General features: G+C 56.0%; 23 protein-coding genes and 2 tRNA genes. 9 read left to right on the forward strand and 16 right to left on the reverse strand.

All coding sequences use genetic code 11. The features are described from left to right. Together radA and serB are read right to left on the reverse strand one after the other, a co-directional pair. Positions 1 to 753: DNA repair protein RadA (radA, locus tag DOU50_RS11110; RefSeq protein ID WP_148769391.1), on the reverse strand; the 753-nt coding region annotated here is incomplete at its 3' end. 74 nt (positions 754 to 827) lie between these two features. Further along, positions 828 to 1,796, reverse strand: a complete 969-nt coding sequence (gene serB, locus DOU50_RS11115; RefSeq protein ID WP_025757501.1) for a phosphoserine phosphatase — start codon at positions 1,794 to 1,796, stop codon at positions 828 to 830. 117 nt (positions 1,797 to 1,913) lie between these two features. On the opposite strand from serB, the gene DOU50_RS11120 reads away from it, so the two are divergent. Both DOU50_RS11120 and lplA read left to right on the forward strand, forming a co-directional pair. Next, positions 1,914 to 2,558: a YtjB family periplasmic protein gene (locus tag DOU50_RS11120; RefSeq protein WP_148769392.1), complete on the forward strand. Its 645-nt coding sequence runs from the start codon at positions 1,914 to 1,916 to the stop codon at positions 2,556 to 2,558. Positions 2,559 to 2,597: 39 nt separating this feature from the next. Continuing rightward, the gene (gene lplA / locus DOU50_RS11125; protein WP_024907397.1) at positions 2,598 to 3,614 is read left to right on the forward strand and encodes a lipoate--protein ligase LplA; all 1,017 of its coding nucleotides are present in this window, start codon (positions 2,598 to 2,600) and stop codon (positions 3,612 to 3,614) included. A 61-nt stretch (positions 3,615 to 3,675) separates the two neighbouring features. Here lplA and deoD read toward each other — a convergent pair whose 3' ends face one another. From deoD to deoC, 4 genes are all read right to left on the reverse strand, one after another. After that, a complete protein-coding gene (gene deoD / locus DOU50_RS11130; protein ID WP_032649888.1) occupies positions 3,676 to 4,398 on the reverse strand; it encodes a purine-nucleoside phosphorylase in 723 nt (240 codons plus the stop codon). A gap of 89 nt (positions 4,399 to 4,487) precedes the next feature. Continuing rightward, positions 4,488 to 5,711 carry a phosphopentomutase gene (gene deoB / locus DOU50_RS11135; RefSeq protein ID WP_024908262.1) on the reverse strand — a complete coding sequence of 408 codons (1,224 nt, stop codon included), beginning with the start codon at positions 5,709 to 5,711 and terminating at the stop codon, positions 4,488 to 4,490. Positions 5,712 to 5,764: 53 nt separating this feature from the next. Continuing rightward, the gene (gene deoA / locus DOU50_RS11140; RefSeq protein ID WP_024908263.1) at positions 5,765 to 7,087 is read right to left on the reverse strand and encodes a thymidine phosphorylase; all 1,323 of its coding nucleotides are present in this window, start codon (positions 7,085 to 7,087) and stop codon (positions 5,765 to 5,767) included. 109 nt (positions 7,088 to 7,196) lie between these two features. After that, positions 7,197 to 7,976 carry a deoxyribose-phosphate aldolase gene (gene deoC, locus DOU50_RS11145; RefSeq protein WP_003856543.1) on the reverse strand — a complete coding sequence of 260 codons (780 nt, stop codon included), beginning with the start codon at positions 7,974 to 7,976 and terminating at the stop codon, positions 7,197 to 7,199. A gap of 262 nt (positions 7,977 to 8,238) precedes the next feature. Between deoC and DOU50_RS11150 the strand changes: the two genes are divergently transcribed. Then, the gene (locus DOU50_RS11150) at positions 8,239 to 9,786 is read left to right on the forward strand and encodes a YjjI family glycine radical enzyme (protein WP_090419149.1); all 1,548 of its coding nucleotides are present in this window, start codon (positions 8,239 to 8,241) and stop codon (positions 9,784 to 9,786) included. Beyond that, positions 9,761 to 10,621, forward strand: coding sequence for a YjjW family glycine radical enzyme activase (locus tag DOU50_RS11155; protein WP_148769393.1), 861 nt, complete (start codon positions 9,761 to 9,763; stop codon positions 10,619 to 10,621). The genes DOU50_RS11150 and DOU50_RS11155 overlap by 26 nt, the downstream gene beginning before the upstream one ends. Here the strand turns inward: DOU50_RS11155 and DOU50_RS11160 are convergent. From DOU50_RS11160 to DOU50_RS11195, 8 genes are all read right to left on the reverse strand, one after another. Then, on the reverse strand, positions 10,616 to 11,398 hold the full coding sequence (locus DOU50_RS11160; RefSeq protein ID WP_024908267.1) for a TatD family hydrolase: 783 nt from the start codon (positions 11,396 to 11,398) through the stop codon (positions 10,616 to 10,618). The two genes, DOU50_RS11155 and DOU50_RS11160, sit on opposite strands and share 6 nt — an antisense overlap. Further along, positions 11,395 to 12,447: a patatin-like phospholipase family protein gene (locus tag DOU50_RS11165; protein WP_024908268.1), complete on the reverse strand. Its 1,053-nt coding sequence runs from the start codon at positions 12,445 to 12,447 to the stop codon at positions 11,395 to 11,397. Before DOU50_RS11165 ends, DOU50_RS11160 begins: the two co-directional genes overlap by 4 nt. 120 nt (positions 12,448 to 12,567) lie before the next feature. Beyond that, positions 12,568 to 12,729, reverse strand: a complete 162-nt coding sequence (locus DOU50_RS11170) for a DUF1328 domain-containing protein (protein ID WP_003856556.1) — start codon at positions 12,727 to 12,729, stop codon at positions 12,568 to 12,570. Positions 12,730 to 12,856: 127 nt separating this feature from the next. Then, positions 12,857 to 13,474, reverse strand: coding sequence for a molecular chaperone OsmY (gene osmY, locus DOU50_RS11175; protein ID WP_008502075.1), 618 nt, complete (start codon positions 13,472 to 13,474; stop codon positions 12,857 to 12,859). Positions 13,475 to 13,773: 299 nt separating this feature from the next. After that, entirely contained in the window at positions 13,774 to 15,363 is a 1,590-nt protein-coding gene (gene prfC, locus DOU50_RS11180) for a peptide chain release factor 3 (RefSeq protein WP_024908269.1), read from the reverse strand. A gap of 91 nt (positions 15,364 to 15,454) precedes the next feature. Further along, positions 15,455 to 16,132: a pyrimidine 5'-nucleotidase gene (yjjG, locus tag DOU50_RS11185; RefSeq protein ID WP_008502077.1), complete on the reverse strand. Its 678-nt coding sequence runs from the start codon at positions 16,130 to 16,132 to the stop codon at positions 15,455 to 15,457. Between the two features lie 20 nt (positions 16,133 to 16,152). Then, the gene (gene rimI / locus DOU50_RS11190) at positions 16,153 to 16,596 is read right to left on the reverse strand and encodes a ribosomal protein S18-alanine N-acetyltransferase (RefSeq protein ID WP_023334424.1); all 444 of its coding nucleotides are present in this window, start codon (positions 16,594 to 16,596) and stop codon (positions 16,153 to 16,155) included. Next, positions 16,565 to 16,978, reverse strand: a complete 414-nt coding sequence (locus DOU50_RS11195; RefSeq protein WP_024908270.1) for a DNA polymerase III subunit psi — start codon at positions 16,976 to 16,978, stop codon at positions 16,565 to 16,567. Before DOU50_RS11195 ends, rimI begins: the two co-directional genes overlap by 32 nt. Positions 16,979 to 17,080: 102 nt before the next feature. Here DOU50_RS11195 and rsmC point away from each other — a divergent pair, with 102 nt between their 5' ends. The 3 genes from rsmC to DOU50_RS11210 all read left to right on the forward strand — a co-directional run bounded on the left by rsmC (position 17,081) and on the right by DOU50_RS11210 (position 18,500). After that, positions 17,081 to 18,109, forward strand: coding sequence for a 16S rRNA (guanine(1207)-N(2))-methyltransferase RsmC (rsmC, locus tag DOU50_RS11200; protein WP_024908271.1), 1,029 nt, complete (start codon positions 17,081 to 17,083; stop codon positions 18,107 to 18,109). Between the two features lie 171 nt (positions 18,110 to 18,280). Then, positions 18,281 to 18,367, forward strand: a tRNA-Leu gene (locus tag DOU50_RS11205). Positions 18,368 to 18,414: 47 nt separating this feature from the next. Then, a tRNA-Leu gene (locus tag DOU50_RS11210) sits at positions 18,415 to 18,500 on the forward strand. Positions 18,501 to 18,538: 38 nt separating this feature from the next. Here DOU50_RS11210 and DOU50_RS11215 read toward each other — a convergent pair. Further along, positions 18,539 to 18,808, reverse strand: a complete 270-nt coding sequence (locus DOU50_RS11215; RefSeq protein ID WP_194266140.1) for a DUF1435 domain-containing protein — start codon at positions 18,806 to 18,808, stop codon at positions 18,539 to 18,541. 215 nt (positions 18,809 to 19,023) lie between these two features. On the opposite strand from DOU50_RS11215, the gene DOU50_RS11220 reads away from it, so the two are divergent. Next, on the forward strand, positions 19,024 to 20,088 hold the full coding sequence (locus DOU50_RS11220) for a GGDEF domain-containing protein (protein WP_032649902.1): 1,065 nt from the start codon (positions 19,024 to 19,026) through the stop codon (positions 20,086 to 20,088). 95 nt (positions 20,089 to 20,183) lie between these two features. Further along, positions 20,184 to 20,972, forward strand: coding sequence for a siderophore-iron reductase FhuF (fhuF, locus tag DOU50_RS11225; protein ID WP_148769395.1), 789 nt, complete (start codon positions 20,184 to 20,186; stop codon positions 20,970 to 20,972). An 83-nt stretch (positions 20,973 to 21,055) separates the two neighbouring features. Here fhuF and DOU50_RS11230 read toward each other — a convergent pair whose 3' ends face one another. After that, positions 21,056 to 22,402 carry a PTS sugar transporter subunit IIC gene (locus tag DOU50_RS11230; protein WP_045907731.1) on the reverse strand — a complete coding sequence of 449 codons (1,347 nt, stop codon included), beginning with the start codon at positions 22,400 to 22,402 and terminating at the stop codon, positions 21,056 to 21,058. Between the last annotated feature and the right edge of the window lie 44 nt (positions 22,403 to 22,446).

Here is a 22,446-nt window from a genome sequence, read left to right on the forward strand (position 1 = left end):
GCGGGAGTCCGCGTCGCCGTCGAGCATCACGGAGCAGTCGATACAGTGTTCGAGCACCTTTGGCCCGGCCAGCGAGCCGTCTTTGGTCACATGACCCACCATCACAATCGCCACGCCGCGCGTTTTGGCAAAGCGCGTCAGGTAGGCCGCGGTTTCACGCACCTGCGCGACGCTGCCCGGCGAGGACTGGATGTCCGCCATGTGCATCACCTGGATGGAGTCGATCACCATCAGCTTCGGCTGCTCTTCTTCGGCGATCATGCAGATCTGCTCGATGCTGGTTTCCGACAGCATGTTCAGATTACCGGTCGGCAGGCCCAGACGGTGCGCGCGCATCGCCACCTGCTGCAGGGACTCTTCCCCCGTGACGTACAGGGTTTTCATCTGTTCGGCGAGCTTGCAGAGCGTTTGCAGCAGCAGGGTCGATTTACCCGCGCCCGGGTTACCGCCGATAAGAATCGCGCTGCCCGGCACTACGCCGCCGCCGAGCACGCGGTCAAACTCTTTAAACCCGGTGGAGAAGCGCGGCAGCTCTTCGAGGCTGATGTCCGAGAGCTTCTGGACTTTCGCTACGCCCGCATTGCCCGCATAGCCGCTCAGGCGTTCATTGCGCGCCACGCTCGGCGAAGCCGCCACACCACGCACTTCGGTGATGGTGTTCCAGGCATGGCAGGCGCTGCATTGCCCCTGCCAGCGCGGATAATCCGCACCACATTCATTACAGACAAATGCGCGTTTTGGAGCTTTCGCCACGGTTTACCTCGTTATTTCTGTGCGGCCTGCGAGCCGGGTGGCGCTTACGCTTACCCGGCCTACAAAGCAGGCCGTTATTTCTGATTAAGGCTGCCGGAGAGAATGCAGAACACCCCCATCAGGTCAGCGTGACGGATAGTCACTTCCGTCTTTTCATTCACTTTTGGCTTGGCATGGTAGGCAATGCCCAGGCCGGCCGCTTTGATCATCGGCAGGTCGTTAGCGCCGTCCCCGATCGCGACGGTCTGGACAACCGGAATTTCATATTTTTCCGCCAGACGCGTCAGCGTATTGGCTTTGTACTGGGCATCCACAATATCGCCGATCACCTGGCCGGTCAGCTTGCCGTCCATTATCTCCAGCTCGTTGGCCACCACGGTGGTCAGATGCAGTTTTTCCCGCAGGTAATCCGCGAAGAAGGTGAAGCCACCGGAGGCGATCGCCACTTTCCAGCCCAGCGACTGCAGCTTCAGCACCAGCTGCGTCAGCCCTGGCATCAGCGGCAGCACGTCGCGCACCTGGCGCAGAATGTTAGCATCGGCCCCTTTCAGGGTCGCCACGCGCTGTCTCAGGCTGGCGGTGAAGTCCAGCTCGCCGCGCATCGCACGCTCGGTCACTTCCGCCACCAGCTCGCCGCTGCCCGCCAGCTTCGCAATTTCGTCGATACACTCGATCTGAATGGCGGTAGAGTCCATGTCCATCACCAGCAGGCCCGGCGTTTTCAGATGCGGAATTTTACCCAGCGGCGCGACGTCCAGCCCGGCGTCATGCGCCAGACGCGTTGCGCGCTGCGTCAGAGAGCCCGCCAGGCGAATAACCTGGTAGTCTTCCACGCACCAGGCGGCGACGATGACCATCGCCGCCCCCAGCTTGCTTTGATACTGGGTCAGGCGTTGCTTATCCAGACCGCGTCCGTAGAGGAGCCAGCCGCTACGACCGGCGTGGTAATCCAGAGGCATCACCTCATCGCCACTTAAAGAGAGCGGCAATCCTGGCCATAAAGAGACATCCGTTGGCAGGTCACACCAGGTAATGTTCGGCATTAAAGCTCCTGTAGTTTCGTTCGCGCCGGAAGGTTGCAGAGGGAAAATAACGCATGAGGCTACCCTGTAACCATCACTTCTGGCAACATTAAGCCGTAAATTTTCAGCAGGTGGAATATGGCTCGCGCAAAACTGAAATTCCGGCTCCATCGCGCCGTGATTGTCCTCTCCTGTCTCGCACTGTTAGTGGTGCTGATGCAAGGGGCATCCTGGTTTAGCCAGAACCATCAACGGCAACGCAACCCGCAGTTTGAAGAGCTGGCCCGCACGCTGGCACGCCAGGTGACGCTCAACGTCGCGCCATCCATGCGTACTGAAACGCCGGACGATAAGCGGATAGGCCAGGTTTTACGCCAGCTCACGGAGAACAGCCGCATTCTTGATGCCGGCGTCTATGATGAGCAAGGTAACCTGATTGCCCGCGCGGGCGAGCACGTCGACGTGCGCGACAGGCTGGCGCTGGACGGTAAAAAAGCCGGGGGCTATTTTAACCAGCAGATCGTCGAACCTATTCAGGGAAAGAATGGTCCGCTGGGCTATCTGCGCCTGACTCTCGATACCCACACCCTGCCCACTGAAGCCAAACAGGTCGATAATACCACCAATATTCTGCGCCTGATGCTGCTGCTTTCACTCGCCATCGGCGTTGTGCTGGCGCGCACCCTGCTTCGGGGCAAGCGCTCGCGCTGGCAGCAATCCCCGTTCCTGCTGACCGCCAGCAAATCCGTCCCTGAAGACGAAGAGAGCGACAAGAAAGAATAGTGATAAAGTAGGCGAACGATTCGGAAAAGGAACTTTGCCATGACGACGTTACGCCTGCTTATCTCTGACTCTTACGATCCCTGGTTTAATCTCGCGGTAGAAGAGTGCATCTTCCGCCAGATGCCCGCCACCCAGCGCGTACTGTTTCTCTGGCGTAACGCCGATACGGTGGTCATTGGTCGTGCGCAAAACCCATGGAAAGAGTGCAACACCCGGCGTATGGAAGAGGACAACGTCCGCCTGGCGCGCCGGAGCAGCGGCGGCGGCGCGGTGTTCCACGATCTGGGCAATACCTGCTTTACCTTTATGGCAGGAAAACCGGAGTACGACAAAACCATCTCTACTTCCATTGTCCTCAATGCGCTGAATTCACTCGGCGTGAAGGCTGAAGCTTCCGGACGTAACGATCTGGTGGTCAAAACCCCCGAGGGCGACCGGAAGGTCTCCGGCTCCGCCTACCGCGAAACGATGGATCGCGGGTTCCACCACGGCACCCTGTTGCTGAATGCCGATCTGAGCCGTCTGGCGAACTACCTGAATCCGGACAAGAAAAAGCTCCAGGCTAAGGGGATTACCTCCGTGCGCGGGCGCGTGGCGAATTTGGTGGAGCTGCTGCCGGGAATTACGCACGAGCAGATTTGCGATGCGATCCGTGACGCGTTCTTTGAACATTACGGCGAGCGCGTGGAAGCCGAAGTGATCTCCCCTGACAAAACCCCGGACCTGCCCAACTTTGCCGAAACCTTCGCCCGCCAGAGCAGCTGGGAGTGGAACTTCGGCCAGGCTCCTGCGTTTTCCCATCTGCTGGATGAGCGTTTTACCTGGGGCGGCGTGGAGCTGCATTTTGATGTGGAGAAAGGCCATATCACCCGCACGCAGGTGTTTACCGATAGCCTGAATCCGGCACCGTTAGAGGCGCTGGCGGCACGTTTGCAGGGCTGTTTGTACCGGGCGGATATGCTGCAGCAGGAATGCGACGCGTTGATTGGGGATTTCCCGGAGCAGGAAAAAGAGTTGAGGGATTTGTCAGCATGGATTGCGCAGGCCGTACGTTAAGTGCGGTTTGGTGCCCTCACCCCGGCCCTCTCCCACAGGGAGAGGGAGGGAAGAGACAGAATTACTCTTTATCGCCCAGCAGAACGGATTCCAGCGCGATTTTGATCATGTCGTTGAAGGTCGTCTGACGCTCGGCAGCGGTGGTCTGCTCGTGGGTACGGATATGGTCGGATACGGTGCAGATGGTGAGCGCTTTCGCACCAAACTCCGCCGCAACGCCGTAGATGCCCGCCGCTTCCATTTCCACGCCCAGGATGCCGTATTTTTCCATCACGTCGAACATCTCACCGCCGTCCGGTGCATAGAACAGGTCAGCAGAGAAGAGGTTACCCACGCGCGCGTCAACGCCCAGCGCTTTTGCCGCGTCAACCGCGTCACGCACCATGCCGAAGTCTGCAATTGCCGCGAAGTCATGGTCTTTGAAACGCATGCGGTTAACTTTGGAATCGGTGCAGGCACCCATACCAATAACGATGTCGCGCAGCTTAACGTCCATACGCACCGCGCCGCAGGAGCCAACGCGGATGATTTTCTTCACGCCGAAGTCGGTGATCAGCTCTTTGGTGTAGATAGAGCAGGATGGGATACCCATACCGTGGCCCATGACGGAGATTTTGCGGCCTTTATAGGTACCGGTGAAGCCCAGCATGCCGCGAACGTTGTTCACTTCACGCACGTCTTCCAGGAAAGTTTCTGCAATGTGCTTCGCGCGCAGCGGGTCGCCCGGCATCAATACGACGTCAGCGAAATCACCCATTTCTGCATTAATGTGAGGAGTTGCCATCTTCAGTTCCTTTTACATTGTTTATTCTTTTCACCCTCTCCCTGTGGGAGAGGGCCGGGGTGAGGGCATCAGACCGCACCCTACATGATTCAGAACATGGCCTTGCCATATTCCATGTCAGACGTACCAAAGTATTTCGCAATAGTCTGGCCGATGTCCGCGAAGGTTTCACGGTGACCGAGCGAGCCCGGCTTCACTTTCGGGCCGTACACCAGCACCGGAATGTGCTCACGGGTGTGGTCGGTACCGGTCCAGGTTGGGTCACAGCCGTGGTCCGCGGTCAGGATCAGAATGTCATCTTCACCCACCAGCTCCATCAGCTCCGGCAGACGGCGGTCGAACAGTTCAAGACCCGCAGCATAACCCGCGACGTCGCGACGGTGACCCCAGGAGGAGTCGAAGTCCACGAAGTTGGTGAAGACAATGGTCTTGTCGCCCGCTTCTTTCATCTCTTTGATGGTGGCATCGAACAGCGCATCCAGACCGGTGGCTTTCACTTTTTTGGTGATGCCGCAGTTGGCGTAGATGTCCGCGATTTTACCCACGGACACCACGTGACCGTCTTTCTCATCGACCAGCTTCTGCAGCACGGTTGGCGCTGGCGGCTCAACGGCCAGGTCGTGACGGTTACCGGTACGCTGGAAGTTACCCGCTTTGTCGCCGATAAACGGACGCGCGATCACGCGGCCAATGTTGTAGCCGCCTTCGGTCAGCTCTTCGCGTGCGATTTCGCACAGCTCGTAGAGTTTATCCAGGCCAAACGTCTCTTCGTGGCAGGCAATCTGGAACACGGAGTCAGCAGAGGTGTAGAAAATCGGCTTGCCGGTTTTCATATGCTCTTCGCCGAGCTGGTCCAGAATCACGGTACCGGAAGAGTGGCAGTTACCGAGGTAGCCCGGCAGGTTGGCACGCTTCACCAGCTTATCGAGCAGCTCCTGCGGGAAGCTGTTCTCGTGATCGGAGAAGTAGCCCCAGTCGAACAGCACCGGCACACCGGCGATTTCCCAGTGGCCAGACGGGGTGTCTTTACCGGAGGAAAGCTCGTGCGCCCAGCCGTAGGCGCCCACGACTTCCGCGTTGCCGTCCATACCGGCTGCGATTTTACCGGTAGAGCCTTCATGCGCTTTCACCAGACCAAGGCGGGTCAGGTTGGGTAGAGTCAGAGGGCCTTTACGACCGTTGTCCGCTTCGCCTTTCGCACAGGCTTCCGCGATGTGACCCATGGTATCGGAACCCACGTCACCAAAACGTTCTGCATCTTCGGTTGCGCCGATGCCGAATGAGTCCAGCACCATAATAAATGCACGTTTCATAATTGTTCTCCGTACGTAGTGCTTCAAAAATTATCGATCAGATCAGTATACCGCTATTCGGTGATACGGCGATAGACAGTCGGTGTGGTTTCCGGTGCTTTATCGTCAAGCGTGATGGCCGCTTTCACCGCTTTCGCCGCTTCCTGCCAGCTGGCTTCGTCTTTGGCGTGGATCACCGCCAGCGGACGTTGGCCGTCAACGCTGTCGCCCAGACGGGCCATATCGGTAAAGCCGACGCTGTAATCAATGGTGTCTGACGCCTGACGGCGGCCGCCGCCCATCGAGACCACCGCCATACCGAGGGCACGGGTGTCCATCGCAGAAACAAACCCTTCGCTATCGGCATACACCGCTTTGCTGAGCGTCGCGGTTGGCAGGTATTTCGCGTAGTTTTCGACGAAGTCGGTCGGGCCTTTCTGCGCCGCGACCATGCGGCCGAAGATCTCCGCCGCTTTGCCGTTGTCCAGCACCGCCTGCAGCTTCGCGCGGGCGTCGGCGTCGTCTTTGGCGAGCTTGCCGGAGATTAACATCTCAACGCACAGCGCCATGGTGACGTCGAACAGGCGCGGGTTACGGTATTCGCCGGTGAGGAACTGTACCGCCTCACGCACTTCGACCGCGTTACCGGCGCTGGAGGCCAGCACCTGGTTCATATCGGTGAGCAGTGCGGTAGTGCGCACGCCCGCGCCGTTGGAGACGCCAACGATCGCTTCGGCCAGCGCCTCAGAGAGTTCATAGGTTGGCATAAACGCGCCGCTGCCTACCTTCACGTCCATCACCAGCGCGTCCAGCCCTTCTGCCAGCTTCTTCGCCAGGATAGAGGCGGTGATCAGCGGGATGGAGTCAACGGTCGCGGTGATGTCGCGGGTCGCGTAGAAACGCTTGTCTGCCGGAGCAAGAGAGCTGGTCTGGCCGATAATCGCCACACCAACGTCTTTAATAATGTCGCGGAAGCGGTTGTCATCCGGGAAGATATCGAAGCCCGGAATGGCTTCCAGTTTGTCGAGCGTACCGCCAGTGTGGCCCAGGCCGCGTCCGGAGATCATCGGGATGTAACCGCCACAGGCTGCCACCATTGGGCCGAGCATCAGAGACGTTACGTCGCCCACGCCGCCGGTGGAGTGTTTATCCACAATCGGGCCGTTAAGGTTGAGGCTTTTCCAGTCCAGAACGGTTCCTGAATCTCGCATCGCCATGGTCAGCGACACGCGCTCAGGCATCGACATATCGTGGAAGAAAATGGTCATCGCCAGAGCCGCAATCTGCCCTTCTGAGACGGTGTTATCACGAATGCCGTTAATGAAGAAGCGGATCTCTTCGTCGCTTAATGCATGACCATCACGTTTTTTACGAATAATTTCTTGTGCGAGAAACACGGTAACCTCCATGCGGAATCGGGGGAGTTGTGGCGGGTGGCGCTACGCTTACCCGCCCTACGATCCTGTAGGCCGGATAAGCGAAGCGTCATCCGGCGTTGTCTGGCAATCAGTAGCTGCTTGCGCTCTTACCGTCGCCGTGACCCAGCGCCTTCAGCAGGCTAGCCAGCAGGCTGGACGCACCGAAACGGTAGTGACGGGAATCGGCCCAGTCGGCGCCGAACAGTTCGTCAGCAATCGCCAGGAACTGCTGCGCGTCTTCGGCGGTACGCACGCCGCCCGCAGGTTTGAAACCAACGGTTTTGGACACGCCCATGTCGCGGATCACTTCCATCATGATGCGCGCGCTTTCCGGGGTGGCGTTAACCGGCACTTTACCGGTAGAGGTTTTAATGAAATCCGCACCGGCTTTGATGGAGATTTCAGATGCCTTACGAATCAGCGCCTCTTCTTTCAGCTCGCCGGTTTCGATGATCACTTTAAGCAGCACGTTTGCCGCCGCACACGCGTCTTTACAGGCCTTCACCAGGTCAAAACCGACCTGCTCGTTGCCGGCGATCAGCGCGCGGTATGGGAACACCACGTCAACTTCGTCTGCACCGTAAGCAATCGCCGCGCGGGTTTCTGCCAGCGCAATCTCGATATCGTCGTTGCCGTGCGGGAAGTTAGTCACGGTTGCAATGCGCACGTCCGGCGTGCCCTGCTCTTTCAGCGTCTTACGGGCAATCGGGATAAAGCGCGGGTAGATACAAACGGCTGCGGTGTTACCCACTGGCGTTTTCGCCTGATGGCACAGGGCGATGACTTTCTCATTGGTGTCGTCATCGTTCAGGGTAGTCAGGTCCATCAGTTTCAACGCGCGCAGGCTGCTTGCAGTTAAATCGGTCATAACAATCTCCAACGGCAGTGCCGTATAAATTTTACCTTGCGGGTCTGTGAGTATTCTAACATCCACCCGCATCCACACTTCGACATTCATCACAGTTAATGAAAACTGCGTACAAATTTGCATTACTGTAATGAGATCTTCTTCAAACTTTAGTGCGCAAATTGCCGACTAAAGCAGCAATACCCCCTGTGGGATCAAAAGCGCCAACAGGCAGGCTTTCTACAATCCGTTCATCATCCGCAGAACATTCAAGGAAGCGAATATGCCCCACTCCAGCCCCGACGCCCTGCAGCAACGTTGCCAGCAGATTGTGACAAGCCCGGTGTTATCCCCGGAACAAAAACGTCATTTTCTGGCGCTGGAAGCGGAAAACAACCTGCCGTATCCGGCACTTCCTGAAGCTGCGCGCGCCGCGCTGGACGAGGGGTTTATCTGCGACATGTTCGAAGGCCATGCGCCTTACAAACCCCGTTACGTTCTGCCGGATTACGCAAAATTTCTGGCTAACGGTTCAGAATGGCTGGAGCTGGAAGGGGCAAAAGATCTCGACGATGCCCTCTCGCTGCTAACCATCCTTTATCACCATGTTCCGTCCGTCACATCGATGCCGGTCTATCTCGGCCAGCTTGATGCGCTGCTGCAACCATATGTTAGAATTCTAACACAAGAAGAAATCAATAGCCGAATAAAACGTTTCTGGCGCTATCTTGACCGTACGCTGCCGGATGCCTTTATGCATGCCAATATCGGGCCGGAAGATACGCCCATCACCCGTGCCATTCTGCGTGCCGATGCAGAGCTGAAGCAGGTCGCGCCGAACCTGACCTTTATTTATGATCCAGAGACCACCCCGGACGATTTGCTGCTTGAGGTAGCAAAAAACATATGTGAATGCAGTAAACCGCATATTTCTAATGGCCCGGTGAATGATAAAATTTTCACAAAAGGTCGTTATGGCGTGGTGAGCTGTTACAACTCCCTGCCTCTGGCTGGCGGTGGCAGCACCCTGGTGCGCCTTAACCTCAAAGCCATTGCTGAATGCAGCACGTCCATTGAAGACTTCTTCACCCGCACGCTCCCGCACTATTGCCAGCAGCAAATGGCCATCATCGATGCACGCTGTGGTTTCCTGTACGAGCAATCTGGCTTCTTTGAGAATAGCTTCCTGGTAAAAGAGGGGCTGATTGATGCCGATCGGTTTGTGCCGATGTTTGGCATGTACGGACTGGCGGAAGCGGTAAACGTGCTCTGTGAGAAAGCTGGCATCGCGGGGCGTTACGGCAAAGATGAGCAGGCCAACGCGCTGGGCTATCGCATCAGCGAACAGCTTGCGGTGTTTGTCGAAAACACGCCGGTGAAGCACGGCTGGAAGCAGCGCGCGATGCTTCACGCGCAGTCGGGGATCAGCTCCGACTCCGGCACCACGCCGGGCGCGCGCCTGCCCTACGGCGACGAGCCGGATCCCATCAGCCACCTGCTGGCGGTAGCTCCCCATCACAAGCACTACTCTTCCGGGATAAGCGATATCCTGACGCTGGATGAGACGGTAAAACGCAACCCGCAGGCGGTGGTTCAGCTGTGCCTGGGCGCGTTCAGGGCGGGTATGCGCGAGTTTACCGCCAACGTGGCGGGTAACGATCTGGTGCGCGTCACCGGGTATATGGTGCGGCTATCGGATCTGGAGAAATACCGGGAAGCAGGGTCGAGAACGAACACCACGTGGCTGGGGGAAGAAGCCGCACGCAATACCCGCATTCTGGAACGTCAGCCGCGCGTGATTAGCCATGAACAGCAGATGCGCTTTAGTTAGTCAGGTCATTCCTTTTTCCTGCGTGGACGGGCCGGGCAGCCGCCTGGCCCTGTTCCTGCAGGGCTGCAACCTGCGCTGTAAAACCTGCCACAACCCGTGGACGATTGGCCGCTGCAACGACTGCGGGGACTGTGTGCCCCACTGTCCGCACGATGCGCTGACCATTCAGGCCGGGCGCGTCTGGTGGCAGGAGAGCGACTGCCAGCAGTGCGACACCTGTCTGCACCTGTGTCAGCAGCAGGCAACGCCTATGGCGCACCGCTTCAGCGTGGAAGAGATCCTCGCTCAGGTCCGCAAATCCGCACCGTTTATCGAAGGGATCACCGTCAGCGGCGGTGAAGCCACAACGCAATTACCGTTTTTGATCGCCCTGTTCACCGCGATCAAAGCCGATCCCACCCTGCGCCACCTCACCTGTCTGGTCGACAGCAACGGTCTGTTAAGCGAAACCGGCTGGCAAAAGCTGCTGCCGGTACTGGATGGCGCGATGCTGGATCTGAAGGCGTGGGATAATGAGCATCACCGTTTTCTGACCGGGCGCGAAAACCCGCAGATTAAACAGAGTATTCGCTGGCTGGCACAGCATCAACGGCTGACTGAATTGAGGCTCCTGGTGATCCCAGAGCAATGTGATTATCTGGAACATCTGAAATCGCTGACAACGTTTATCCACGGGCTGGGGAATATTCCGGTGCGTATTAACGCGTTTCATGCGCATGGCGTGTACGGTGAGGCGGCCTCATGGCGCAGCGCCACGCCCGAGGACGTTGAACCGCTGGCGCGGGCGCTGGAAAAACAGAAGATAACGGTGATCCGCCCGGCGCTTTACCTATAGCGTGATACCAAATACCGACCGCGTATTTTCCAGCAGCGCATCGGCAATCACCTCTTCAGGCTCTTTTCGCAGTTCACACAGGGTGGCAAACACGCGCGCCGCCTGTTCCGGGCGATTCGGCTGACCCTGAAAACCATTCAGCGGCATATCCGGCGCGTCGGTTTCCAGCAGCAGCGCCGACAGCGGCAGCTGCGCCATCACGTCCCGGGTTTTACTGGCGCGCGGATAGGTGATGGTGCCACCGACGCCGATTTTATAGCCCAGCTCAATAAAACGCTGCGCCTGCTGCAGGCTGCCGGAGAAACCGTGCACAACGCCCCTGCGCGGCAGATCGATGCGTTTCAGGTGCATTGCCAGCTTATCGTGCGTGCGTCTTGAATGGAGGATCACCGGCAGATCGTGGCGCTTCGCCAGCCTGAGCTGCGCGTCGAGGATCGTCTGCTGGCGCTCAAACTGCGGGTTCTCGCGATAAAGATCGAGGCCGATCTCCCCGATGGCGACAAGCTTGTCGCCTGCGGTCTGCACTATCTCATCAAGTCTCTCTATGTGCTCATCACGATGCCGCTCAATCACGATCGGATGCAGGCCGAGCGCCGCATAGAGCGCGGGGTGTCGTGCAGAAAGATCCAGCACGCGGGAAAAGTACGCCGCTTCCACTGACGGCACAATGATGGCCTGAACGCCTGCGTCAGCCGCTTTCGCAATGCTTTGCGCTTCCTCCCCCGTAAACGGCGGGAAATCAAAGTGGCAGTGGGTATCGACAAAGCGGTGCGTCACGCCAGATCCTCGTTATCCAGTAAAGCGTCATTCGCCTGCGGGATGTCCACCAGCGGCATCGTCAGGGCATCGTTGGCGACAATCGCAGGCGGCGTAATAATGCGTTTATGGCGATGAAGCGGCGGTTGCTCCGCCAGCATTTTCCCCACCGTTGCCAGGAAGTAGCGCCCGCACAGCCGCCCCGTTTTGTAATCCATGCGCAGCGCAGGGACGCGGCTGCCCAAGGCCATGCTCAGCAGCGGCTTAGGCGGATAGATTTCAAAAATACGCAGCTTACCCGGCGGTTTTTCAATGAAGCGCTGCATCGCGCCGTAGGTGGTTTCATGCTGCTTCGCGATGTTCACCAGCGGCTGCAGGCTGCTGTCGCCCAACCAGCGCTCCATCCGTTTAAACCACTGCGGCGTGTAATACATTTGCGACGGTACGGTACGGATCACCACAATGGTTTTCGCCCCGCGACGGGCGGCTTCCTGCACCGGTACCGCGTCACTGATCCCCCCGTCCAGATAGCTAATGCCGTCCAGCAGCGCACCGGTACGATAAAAACCGGGGATCGCGCTGGAGGCACGGATGATGTCCAGCCAGTTCTCTTTCTGAGGCGAAAAATAGCCCGGCGAATAGTCATCCCCCCGGCTGGCGCACATCCAGAATTCTTTGCCGCTATCAAACAGACGGGCCGCGGTGTCCATGGCCAGCGGCATCTGGCTGGAGGTCGACTCCAGCAGCCAGTCGAGATCGATCAGGTTACCGCCGCGCACAAAGCGCACCGGATTAAAAAACTCTTTCGCCGTGGTATAGCGCATGATGACCTTTCGCGCGTAGCCGGGCTGGTTGCAGACATAGGCAGAAAGGTTCTGCGCCCCGGCAGACGTGCCGAAGTAGAGGTCAAACGGGTTGAACTGCGCGCGCATAAATTCGTCCAGCACGCCGGCGGTGAAAATGCCGCGCTGTCCTCCACCTTCGCAGACCAGCGCGAGTTGACCTGCGCGAAACGGTTTTAACGTCAGCGGCGCAATATTGCCGAGCGTAACGGGAATTCGTTGCCCCACCTCTGCTTTCCTGTTTTGATTATTTTATAACACCACAGTAACGCACCCGACCTGTTACGCAAATAAGAAAAAGCCAGTCACTGCGACTGGCTTTTTTTTGTTGAAGGAATATTGCGTTTGCTACGGACGTCTACGACCCGTAAACAGGCTGACCAGGAACAGAATAATACCCACAACGAAGACAATTTTAGCTGCCCATGCCGCTGTACCTGCCAGTCCACCAAAGCCCAATGCGGCGGCAATTAACGCGATAACCAGAAATATAATGCCCCAACGAAACATAAGCTTCTCCTTTACCATAGTTAATGTCGGCCGCTAAACGTGAGCGCTCAGGTCACTCACCGGCGTTTTTCCAGAGTCGTTCTTATATCGCCCGCAGGTGTTAGCCAGGCGGGCGAATGGTCCAGATTTACTTCGTTTTCAGATCGTTTTTAACGCTTTTCACACCATCAATCGCTTTCGCAATGGACTCGGCACGTTCACTTTGCGCCTGCGAATCTACCGTACCGGAAAGCTGAACCACACCATCGGTGGTTTCTACTTTCACCTTACGGGACGGCACGATGTCATCTGCTAAAAGTTTAGCTTTGATTTCACTGGTGGTGGCGGCATCACCGGCGTAACCTTTCACCGACGCGTTTTTGCCGTCACGGACGTGCAGTTTATCGCTGACGGAGGCAACACCTTCGACGCCTTTCGCCACTTTCACCGCCTGTTCTGCCTGAGCCTGGCTTTCAACAAAGCCGCTCAGCGTGACCACTTTCTTGTCGGTCTTAACGGAAATATCGGTGCTCTTAATGGCTTCATCATCCACCAGTGCGGCTTTCACTTTTGCTGTGATTGAGCTGTCATCCATGAAGTTGCCGACTTTATTCATAGAGCTATCGATTTTTTGCCCTGCGCTATCGGCCGTGGATTGTGCTTTATCCATGGTGCTGCTTTCCGCGAGGGCGGAGCCGCTCACCAGAACGCTACCCAGGGTTACAGCCAGCAGAGTTTTAGAAATCTTCAGTCTTGTCATATTCATCGATCTATTCCTGTGTTGACCCGTTATTCGGGCTACGCACTTCCTTAGTAGTGATATATATTGCGAATAAACACACGGGCAAAATGGATAACCTAAAGTCATGCATTGAACAGTTAATTTATCCACGCCCGGTGTTAAACACTGAGTTAAATATAGATCACTCTCACAGAGCCGCTTTCAGAATTGGGTAAAAAACGCGCGAATAGCGTGAAATTGCGTTGAATTAAGAACATTCCGCAAGGGATTAATAAGACAGGAATTAAAGAAGAGCACGGCGGCAGCCGTGCTCTGAGAGGGGATTAGTGCTCGCGGGTTTTACGGAACTGAACGTCGGGATAACGTTCCTGCGTCAGGTTCAGGTTCACCATGGTTGGCGCGATATAGGTCAGGTTATCGCCACCATCCAGCGCCAGCTGAACTTCATTCTTACGCTTAAACTCTTCGAATTTCTTCACGTCAGAACACTCAACCCAGCGCGCGGTCGCGACGTTCACCGACTCGTAAATCGCTTCCACGTTGTATTCGCTCTTCAGACGCGCGACAACCACGTCAAACTGCAGCACGCCGACCGCGCCAACGATCAGATCGTTGTTCGCGATTGGGCGGAAGACCTGCACGGCGCCCTCCTCGGAGAGCTGCACCAGGCCTTTCAGCAGCTGTTTCTGCTTCAGCGGATCGCGCAGACGGATACGACGGAACAGCTCCGGCGCAAAGTTCGGAATGCCGGTGAACTTCATCATTTCGCCCTGGGTGAAGGTATCGCCGATCTGAATAGTGCCATGGTTGTGCAGACCGATGATGTCACCCGGATAGGCTTCTTCAACGTGCGAACGGTCACCCGCCATAAAGGTCAGGGCGTCGGAGATCACCACATCTTTCCCGGTACGCACCTGGCGCAGCTTCATGCCCTTTTCATACTTACCGGACACCACGCGCATAAAGGCCACGCGGTCGCGGTGTTTCGGGTCCATGTTGGCCTGAATTTTGAACACGAAGCCGGTGAATTTCTCTTCCTGCGCTTCCACTTCACGGGTATCGGTTTTACGCGGCATCGGACGCGGCGCCCACTCCACCAGACCGTCCAGCATGTGGTCAACGCCGAAGTTACCCAGTGCGGTACCGAAGAAGACCGGAGTGATTTCACCGCTCAGGAACAGCTCTTTGTCGAACTCGTGAGACGCGCCCTTCACCAGCTCCAGCTCGTCGCGCAGCTGCGCGGCCAGCTCTTCGCCAACCGCCGCGTCCAGATCCGGGTTGTCCAGACCTTTCACGATGCGCACTTCCTGAATGGTGTGGCCTTTACCGGTCTGATACAGGTAAGTTTCGTCTTTATAGAGGTGATAAACCCCTTTGAACAGCTTACCGCAGCCGATTGGCCAGGTGATTGGCGCACAGGCGATCTTCAGCTCGTTTTCCACTTCATCCATCACTTCCATCGGATCGCGGATGTCACGGTCGAGTTTGTTCATAAAGGTGAGGATCGGCGTATCGCGCAGACGGGTGACTTCCATCAGCTTACGGGTACGGTCTTCTACACCTTTCGCGGCGTCGATCACCATCAGACAGCAGTCCACCGCCGTCAGGGTACGGTAGGTATCTTCGGAGAAGTCTTCGTGACCCGGGGTGTCCAGCAGGTTCACCAGGCAGTCGTGATACGGGAACTGCATCACGGAGGTGGTAATCGAAATACCACGCTGCTTTTCCATCTCCATCCAGTCAGATTTTGCATGCTGGCTGGAGCCACGGCCTTTAACGGTACCCGCAGTCTGGATCGCCTGTCCGAACAGCAACACCTTCTCAGTGATGGTCGTTTTACCGGCATCCGGGTGCGAGATAATGGCAAAAGTGCGGCGCTTGGCCACCTCTTGCAGATAAGGAGACAACGTCATAATTAAATCTTCTTTTATAAGCGCGGCAGCACGCCACGCATCATGGAATACAAAATTGCGGCTATTTTACCCATCAACGGGGGGCAGGCAATCATTGTTTACACAGGAGTTGCTCCAGTTCGTTCAACGACGTCACGGTCCAGGTCGGCTCGATGCCTTCAGGCTTAACGCGGCCATGCGCGTTGAGCCAGACGGTCGACAAACCGGCCTTCATGCCGCCCAGAATATCTGACTCTGCCGTATCCCCCACCATCAGGACGCGATCGCGGTCGGGATTACCGGCCTGCGCCAGCGCATAATCGAAAATTCGCGGATCCGGTTTAGGTACACCCACCTCTTCCGAGATCACCAGCGCGTCGAAATGATCGCGCAGGCCGGTGCGCTCGAGGCGGATCTGCTGCAGGGCGGTAAAGCCGTTGGTGATGATCCCCAGTTTCACCTTGCCTTTCAACGCGTTCAGCAGGGAAACCGCGCCCGGCAGTGGCGCGCAGATATCCGCCATCGCGTTCAGAAACGCCTCGTTCAGCGTCCCCGGACTGACCTTTAAACGTTCCGCCCAGACGTCAAAGCGCTGGTGCTGAAGCTGTAACGCGGTGATGGCACCGTTCTGGTAATCCACCCACAGCGGCTTGTTTACCGCCTGATAGTCCTGAAAATCTTCAGCGGTGAAGGTCACGCTATAGTCGAGAAACATCCGCTGCAGGCCGCCGAACGAATCGAACGTAAATAGCGTTTCGTCGGCATCAAAGAAAATCCAGTCCCATTTCATCGTTACAACCTTATTTTTTATTATCCAATCGGCAGAGCCATTATGATGGCGTCTTCACGTCCCTCTGCGGTGGGGTAGTAGTTACGGCGGATTGTCGCCTCGTTAAAGCCTAAGCTTTCATAGAGCGCGATGGCGGCGACATTCGACGCGCGCACCTCCAGCCACAGGGTGAAAACGTCACGGGTTTCGAGCTCACGGATGAGGTGCTCAAGCAGTTCTCTTCCCAGCCCACGACGCTGAAACGCGGGATCAACCGCGATATTAAACAGCGTCGCCTCATCAAGAACAACCTGTGTGATCGCGAAAGCGGCCATGGTGCCGTCAACGTCCAGGCGGTAGTTCAGATACCGTTCGCCCTGATTGCTGGCGAAGGTTTTTTCGCTCCACGGAAACGCGTGGGCGCGTGTTTCAATCGCAAACGCTGTGGTCAGGTCAGGCGTCGTGAGGGAAGAAATCGTGTTCATATTCGCAGATTTGTTGCCATAGCGCGCTGCGCGCTTTTGGGTTGGCTTTCAGTTCGTCCAGCGCTGGCGAGCAGATCTGGCTCCCCTGGAGGGGGATCTCGTTTGTCTCTCCGATACGCCAGCTGTTACAGCGGCTATCAGGAGGCAGCATCGCGACACGCTCTGGCGTCAGCGGTAAAACCTGGTCGGCCGTCAGCTTCAGGCTGCGAAGGACATCATCGATCAGGGGTTCATTCAGGGCAGGCAGTTCTTCCGCCACCATCACCAGGCGAACGTGCGCCGGGATGGAGATGGCGATTTCGCCCTGCAACGCCGTCGGGCGACGCAAAGCCCACTGGGTAATGCCCAGCTGCTGCAACTGCCAGTCTCGTCGGGATGTCATAGGGAAAACTCCTGTCTCTCAGGCGCGCAAATATAGCAAATGTGTCGAAAGTGCGCCATCTACCTACTATAATCCCCGCCTGAGTTTATTGAGGAACAATTCATGTCTGCATTTACCCCGGCAAGTGAAGTCTTGCTGCGTCACAGTGATGATTTCGAAGAAAGCCGTATTCTGTTTGCCGGAGATATGCAGGATGACCTGCCCGCGCGTTTCGACTGTGCTGAAAGCCGTGCCCACACCCAATATTACCACCACTGGCAGGTGCTGAGCCGTCAGATGGGCGAGCGCGCGCGCTTTAGCCTGGTGGCGGAGCAGAGCGATATCGCCGACTGCGATACGCTGATTTACTACTGGCCGAAGAATAAACCGGAAGCCCAGTTCCAGCTGATGAACCTGCTCTCCCTGCTGCCGGTCGGCTGCGATATTTTCGTGGTAGGAGAGAACCGCAGCGGCGTGCGTAGCGCTGAACAGATGCTGGAAGACTACGCGCCGCTGAATAAAGTCGACAGCGCTCGCCGCTGTGGTCTGTACCACGGACGACTGGAAAAACAGACAACGTTTGATGCGCAGGCTTACTGGGACGAATACCAGCTTGACGGCTTGACCATCAAAACCCTGCCGGGCGTGTTCAGCCGTGACGCGCTGGATACGGGCAGCAAGCTGCTGCTCTCCACTCTGACGCCGCACACCAAAGGCAAAGTGCTGGACGTGGGCTGCGGCGCGGGCGTGCTCTCTACCGTGCTCGCCAGCCATTCGCCAAAGGTGCGCTTAACCCTGTGTGACGTTAGCGCCCCGGCGGTTGAGGCCAGCCGCGCAACGCTTGCCGCAAACGGCATTGAAGGCGAGGTGATTGCCAGCAACGTCTTCTCTGACGTCACCGGTCGCTTCGACATGATCATCTCCAACCCACCGTTCCACGACGGTATGGAAACCAGCCTTGAAGCGGCACAAACGCTGATCCGTGGCGCAACCCGTCACCTTAACAGCGGCGGCGAGCTGCGTATCGTTGCGAACGCCTTCCTGGCGTACCCGAAAGTGCTGGACGAAACCTTTGGCTTCCACGAAGTGATCGCGCAGACCGGCCGCTTTAAGGTCTATCGTACCGTGATGACGCGCCAGGCCAAAAAGTAATCTCACTCCTGCAGGCCGGATAAGCGCAATCACTATCCGGCAAGCAGGCGTCTCAGTTCCGGCCATTTTTGCAGCAATCAATAAAAGGTGAGCACTTTTCAGTTGACGTAAAGCTGAAAACATCTAGAATGCGCCTCCGTGGTTACGATACTTTTACAGTATCGATGGTATGCGAAGGTGGCGGAATTGGTAGACGCGCTAGCTTCAGGTGTTAGTGTCCTTACGGATGTGGGGGTTCGAGTCCCCCCCCTCGCACCAACGAGGCGATATCAACATAGTAATGATGTAAATAGTAAGATGACTGTGCGAAGGTGGCGGAATTGGTAGACGCGCTAGCTTCAGGTGTTAGTGTCCTTAGGATGTGGGGGTTCGAGTCCCCCCCCTCGCACCAATTATCTTACAACCCCTCTGAATATCTTCTTTTCCCTGTTATTTCAAATTCATCAGTATCACCAGAATTCCGCTGACCAGCGCGACACACGATGGCAGTAAAACAAAGTGACGTAGTTGCTTATGCCAGATCATGCCTGACGTGACTAACAGTCCTGACACAATGATGGCTTTCCAGGTATCAAGAGAGAGATCGGCAAACGTCAAACCGCCGAGAATGGCTCCCGGTAGCAATACCCCCCAACCGCTGCCCAGCGCCCTGTTCAACATGATCTGCCCTCTTTCAACGATAATGATAACCAATATCATATGACAGAGATTATCATTTGTCAGCTGAATGAATCAAAATCCATCGACCTTTACCTTTCCCGTAATGACAGGAATTGCCTAAGGTGATAAATTGCGCACCTGTTAACAACGTCTAAAGATTTTCTGATAATTACTCTTTGAGCTTTTTGCATATTTAATTGCGAAACGACATCTATTTATTTGTTTTAATTAAATTTTAATAAAAACACACGACTATGACATCACAATCCTGGCGGTCTTTGGTTCACAGAAAATATCAATTATCGTTACGTTTATTTTTATTTCTGAACGCAACATCGGCAGTGTTCTCGGTAACAAACCCGCTCAATTCTGTACGACTGTTTTCCGCCCCTCTGATTGCTATATTCTCCATCAGTACCGGCCTGTTCGTCTGGCACTGGAGAAAGCGCGCGCGGAAGATAAATATTCCTGTCGTTTCAGGGATCTTCGGTATTTTGTGGGCCTGGCAAATTGTCTCCAAATTCGCCTTAATTACCCACGATCATGCGACGTATTTGTTAATCGCCCTTTTAACGGTGCTTTTTATCGGCACGCTGGCGTTCGCCAGTAATATCAAAGCCTTTACGCTGCATTCATTGCCCACCTTTATTGTCTGCCTGTGGTTAAGCGATCACGATATATGGCTGCGAATGACCTATTCTTTCGCACTTCCTGTGGTGGCAATTGCTATTCATAACATTTTGCAAAGACGCAACGACCGTTTTGCTCAGGAGCTCCTTTCTCGCCTTCTGGAGGAACGAGAAACCCTTACCGATCTCAGCATGATGGACCCGCTTACCGGGCTCTATAATCGTCGCGGTCTGCAAAGCCGTCTGGAGAATTTGCCCACGGTAGAGAATGGCGAGCACTTTGTCCTGCTGATGGATATCGACCACTTCAAAGCCTATAACGACCACTACGGCCATATGATGGGCGACCAGGCGCTGAAGCGCGTCTCTGCGGCAATCCGCGATGCCGTGCGTTCTCGCGATATTGTGGCGCGTTTTGGTGGGGAAGAATTTATGGTGCTGCTGACCAACATCTCACTCGAACATGCTCGCCAGACGGCCGAGCGGATCCGTCAGAAAGTCTACGATTTGAAAATCCCGCATCTGTTTAACGAAAGCGTCGCGACAAACGTTACCATCAGCATTGGTATTGCCATTTTCGAGGATGAAGACGTGGAAGGCGCGCTGGAAAAAGCGGACAAAGCCCTCTACGAAGCAAAGCATATGGGGCGCAACAACATTCTGTTGAGTGAAGAGATTCAGACGGCGTAAACATCACGGCGATGTCCCCAGGACAAAAGTCTTGCCATTGGTATGAGCAATAGTTAGGATTGGCAATCATTATCATTTAGATTTCTATCTATACTATGGCCACGCATACCGCACACATCGTCGAACCCCTCCTCTGGCGAGCGCCCCTCACCAGCGGGAATGCTTCGCTTGCGGATGCCATACGAGACAAGATTGCAGAAACGCGCGCCCACCTGCTGGACTTTATCCGGCTTGATGAAGCACCCCCGAACCACGTCATGACGCTCTCAGAGTGGCGCCAACCGGCAAAACTGCAATCGCTGCTGGCCACCTATTCCGACCATATCTATCGCAATCAGCCCACCCTTACGCGGGAAAATAAACCCCTGCTCTCACTCTGGGCACAGTGGTATATCGGGCTGATGGTGCCTCCCCTCATGCTCGCGCTCTTAACACAGAAGAGCATGCTGGAACTCTCGCCGGATAATTTCCACGTCGAGTTTCACGAAACCGGACGTGCTGCCTGCTTCTGGATTGATCTACATGAAGACCAGAGCGCGGAACGCCTGACTGCTCAGGAACGTATGGAGCAGCTTATCACTCAGGCCCTGATCCCGGTGGTGGAAGCGCTGGAAGCGACGGGAGAGATTAACGGGAAGCTTATCTGGAGCAATACGGGCTATTTAATCCACTGGTATTTAACGGAAATGAAGCCGCTTCTCGGTGATGAGAACGTTGACGCCCTGCGTCAGTCCTGCTTCTTTGCAAAACAGCTTTCCGATGGCCGTGACAACCCGTTGTTCCGAACCGTCGTGCTCCGTGATGGACTTCTGGTTCGCCGCACCTGCTGCCAGCGCTATCGCCTGCCGGACGTTAAGCAGTGCGGGGATTGCACGCTGAAGTAGAGCAGTAAATTGCCCGGTGGCGCTTCGCTTACCGGGCCTACAAAAACAAAAAACGGCAACCTGCGTTGCCGTTTTGTTTTCACCTATGCCACCTGCTGATTGTCCTCTTCCGCGCTACGCTGCGCTTCTTCCGCTTCCTGCTCCAGCAGCTGCTTCTCATACACTTTGAAGAACGGGAAGTAGATGATCGCCGATACGCAGGCCAGAACCACAACCAGAATCGCGGCGCGGAAGTCCCAGCCTAGGGCCCACGCTGCGCCTATCGGCGCCGGTGCCGTCCAGGGAACGACCGAGATGACGCGCCCAATCAAATCAAATGTCATCGCCGCCCACGCCAGCACGGCGTTGACCATCGGTGCCAGCAGGAACGGAATAAAGAACACCGGATTCATTACAATCGGTGTACCGAAAATGACCGGCTCGTTGATGTTAAAGAAGCTGGGAACCACGCTCAAACGGCCAATAGAGCGTAAATGCGCTGAACGACTGCGCAGATAGCAAATCACCAGCCCCATCGTGGCTCCCGACCCGCCAATCACGATAAAGAACGTCCAGAACGCCTCCATGAAGATATGCGGCAGAGGCTGGCTGGCGGCCAGTGCAGTCTGGTTAGCGCCCAGGTTAGTCAGCCAGAACATCTGCAACATCCCGGAGACGATGGCGGCGCCGTGGATCCCGGCGAACCATAGCAGATGACCAATCAACACGGCCAGCAGGATCGCAGGCAGGGAATCCGCCGCGGAAACCAGAGGTTTAAAGACCGACATAATGGCCTGCGGGATCAGCATGCCGAACTGAGACTGAATCACCAGGCTCAGAGGATAGAGGGTCACCACCACCACCAGCACCGGGATCAGCAGATCAAAAGAGTTTTTGATCATCGGAGGAACCTGGTCTGGCAGGCGAATACCGATGTTATGCGCCTTGAGGAAACGCATCATCTCAACGCAGTAGATCGCCACCAGAATCGCGGTAAAAATCCCCGTTCCCCCCAGACTGTCGACAGGAAGCGTGCCTTTGGTTTTCGGTGCCGCGACCAGCAGAAACGCCATCAGCGACAGCATGGCGCACATGAACGGGTCTAACTGGTGCGATTTGACATAGTGTTTGCCAAGGTTATAGGCAATGGCCGCACAGATATAAATGGACATAATGCCCATCGTCATATCAAACGGCGTCAGGATTTGGCCTTCAAACTGCTTCGCCATATCCAGCCAGGCGCGGGCGAAACCCCACGTGGTATCAGGCGAAAAAGGTGGATAAGCGAACACTAACAAAAATGAACCCACAATCATAAATGGCATCGCGGAGATGAACCCATCACGAATAGCCATGACATGACGCTGGGAAGAGATCCGCCCGGCAATCGGGCTCACGTAATTTTCAACGAAACGGAATATCAGGTTAAACGCAGCATGGTTGGCAGACATGGCAGATCTCCTGTCAGACGTTTGTTACGGGCACTTTCGCGCCG

Origin of the sequence: Enterobacter sp. C6 (genome assembly GCF_008122455.1) — a bacterium.
Taxonomy (GTDB): Bacteria; Pseudomonadota; Gammaproteobacteria; order Enterobacterales; family Enterobacteriaceae; genus Enterobacter; species Enterobacter pseudoroggenkampii.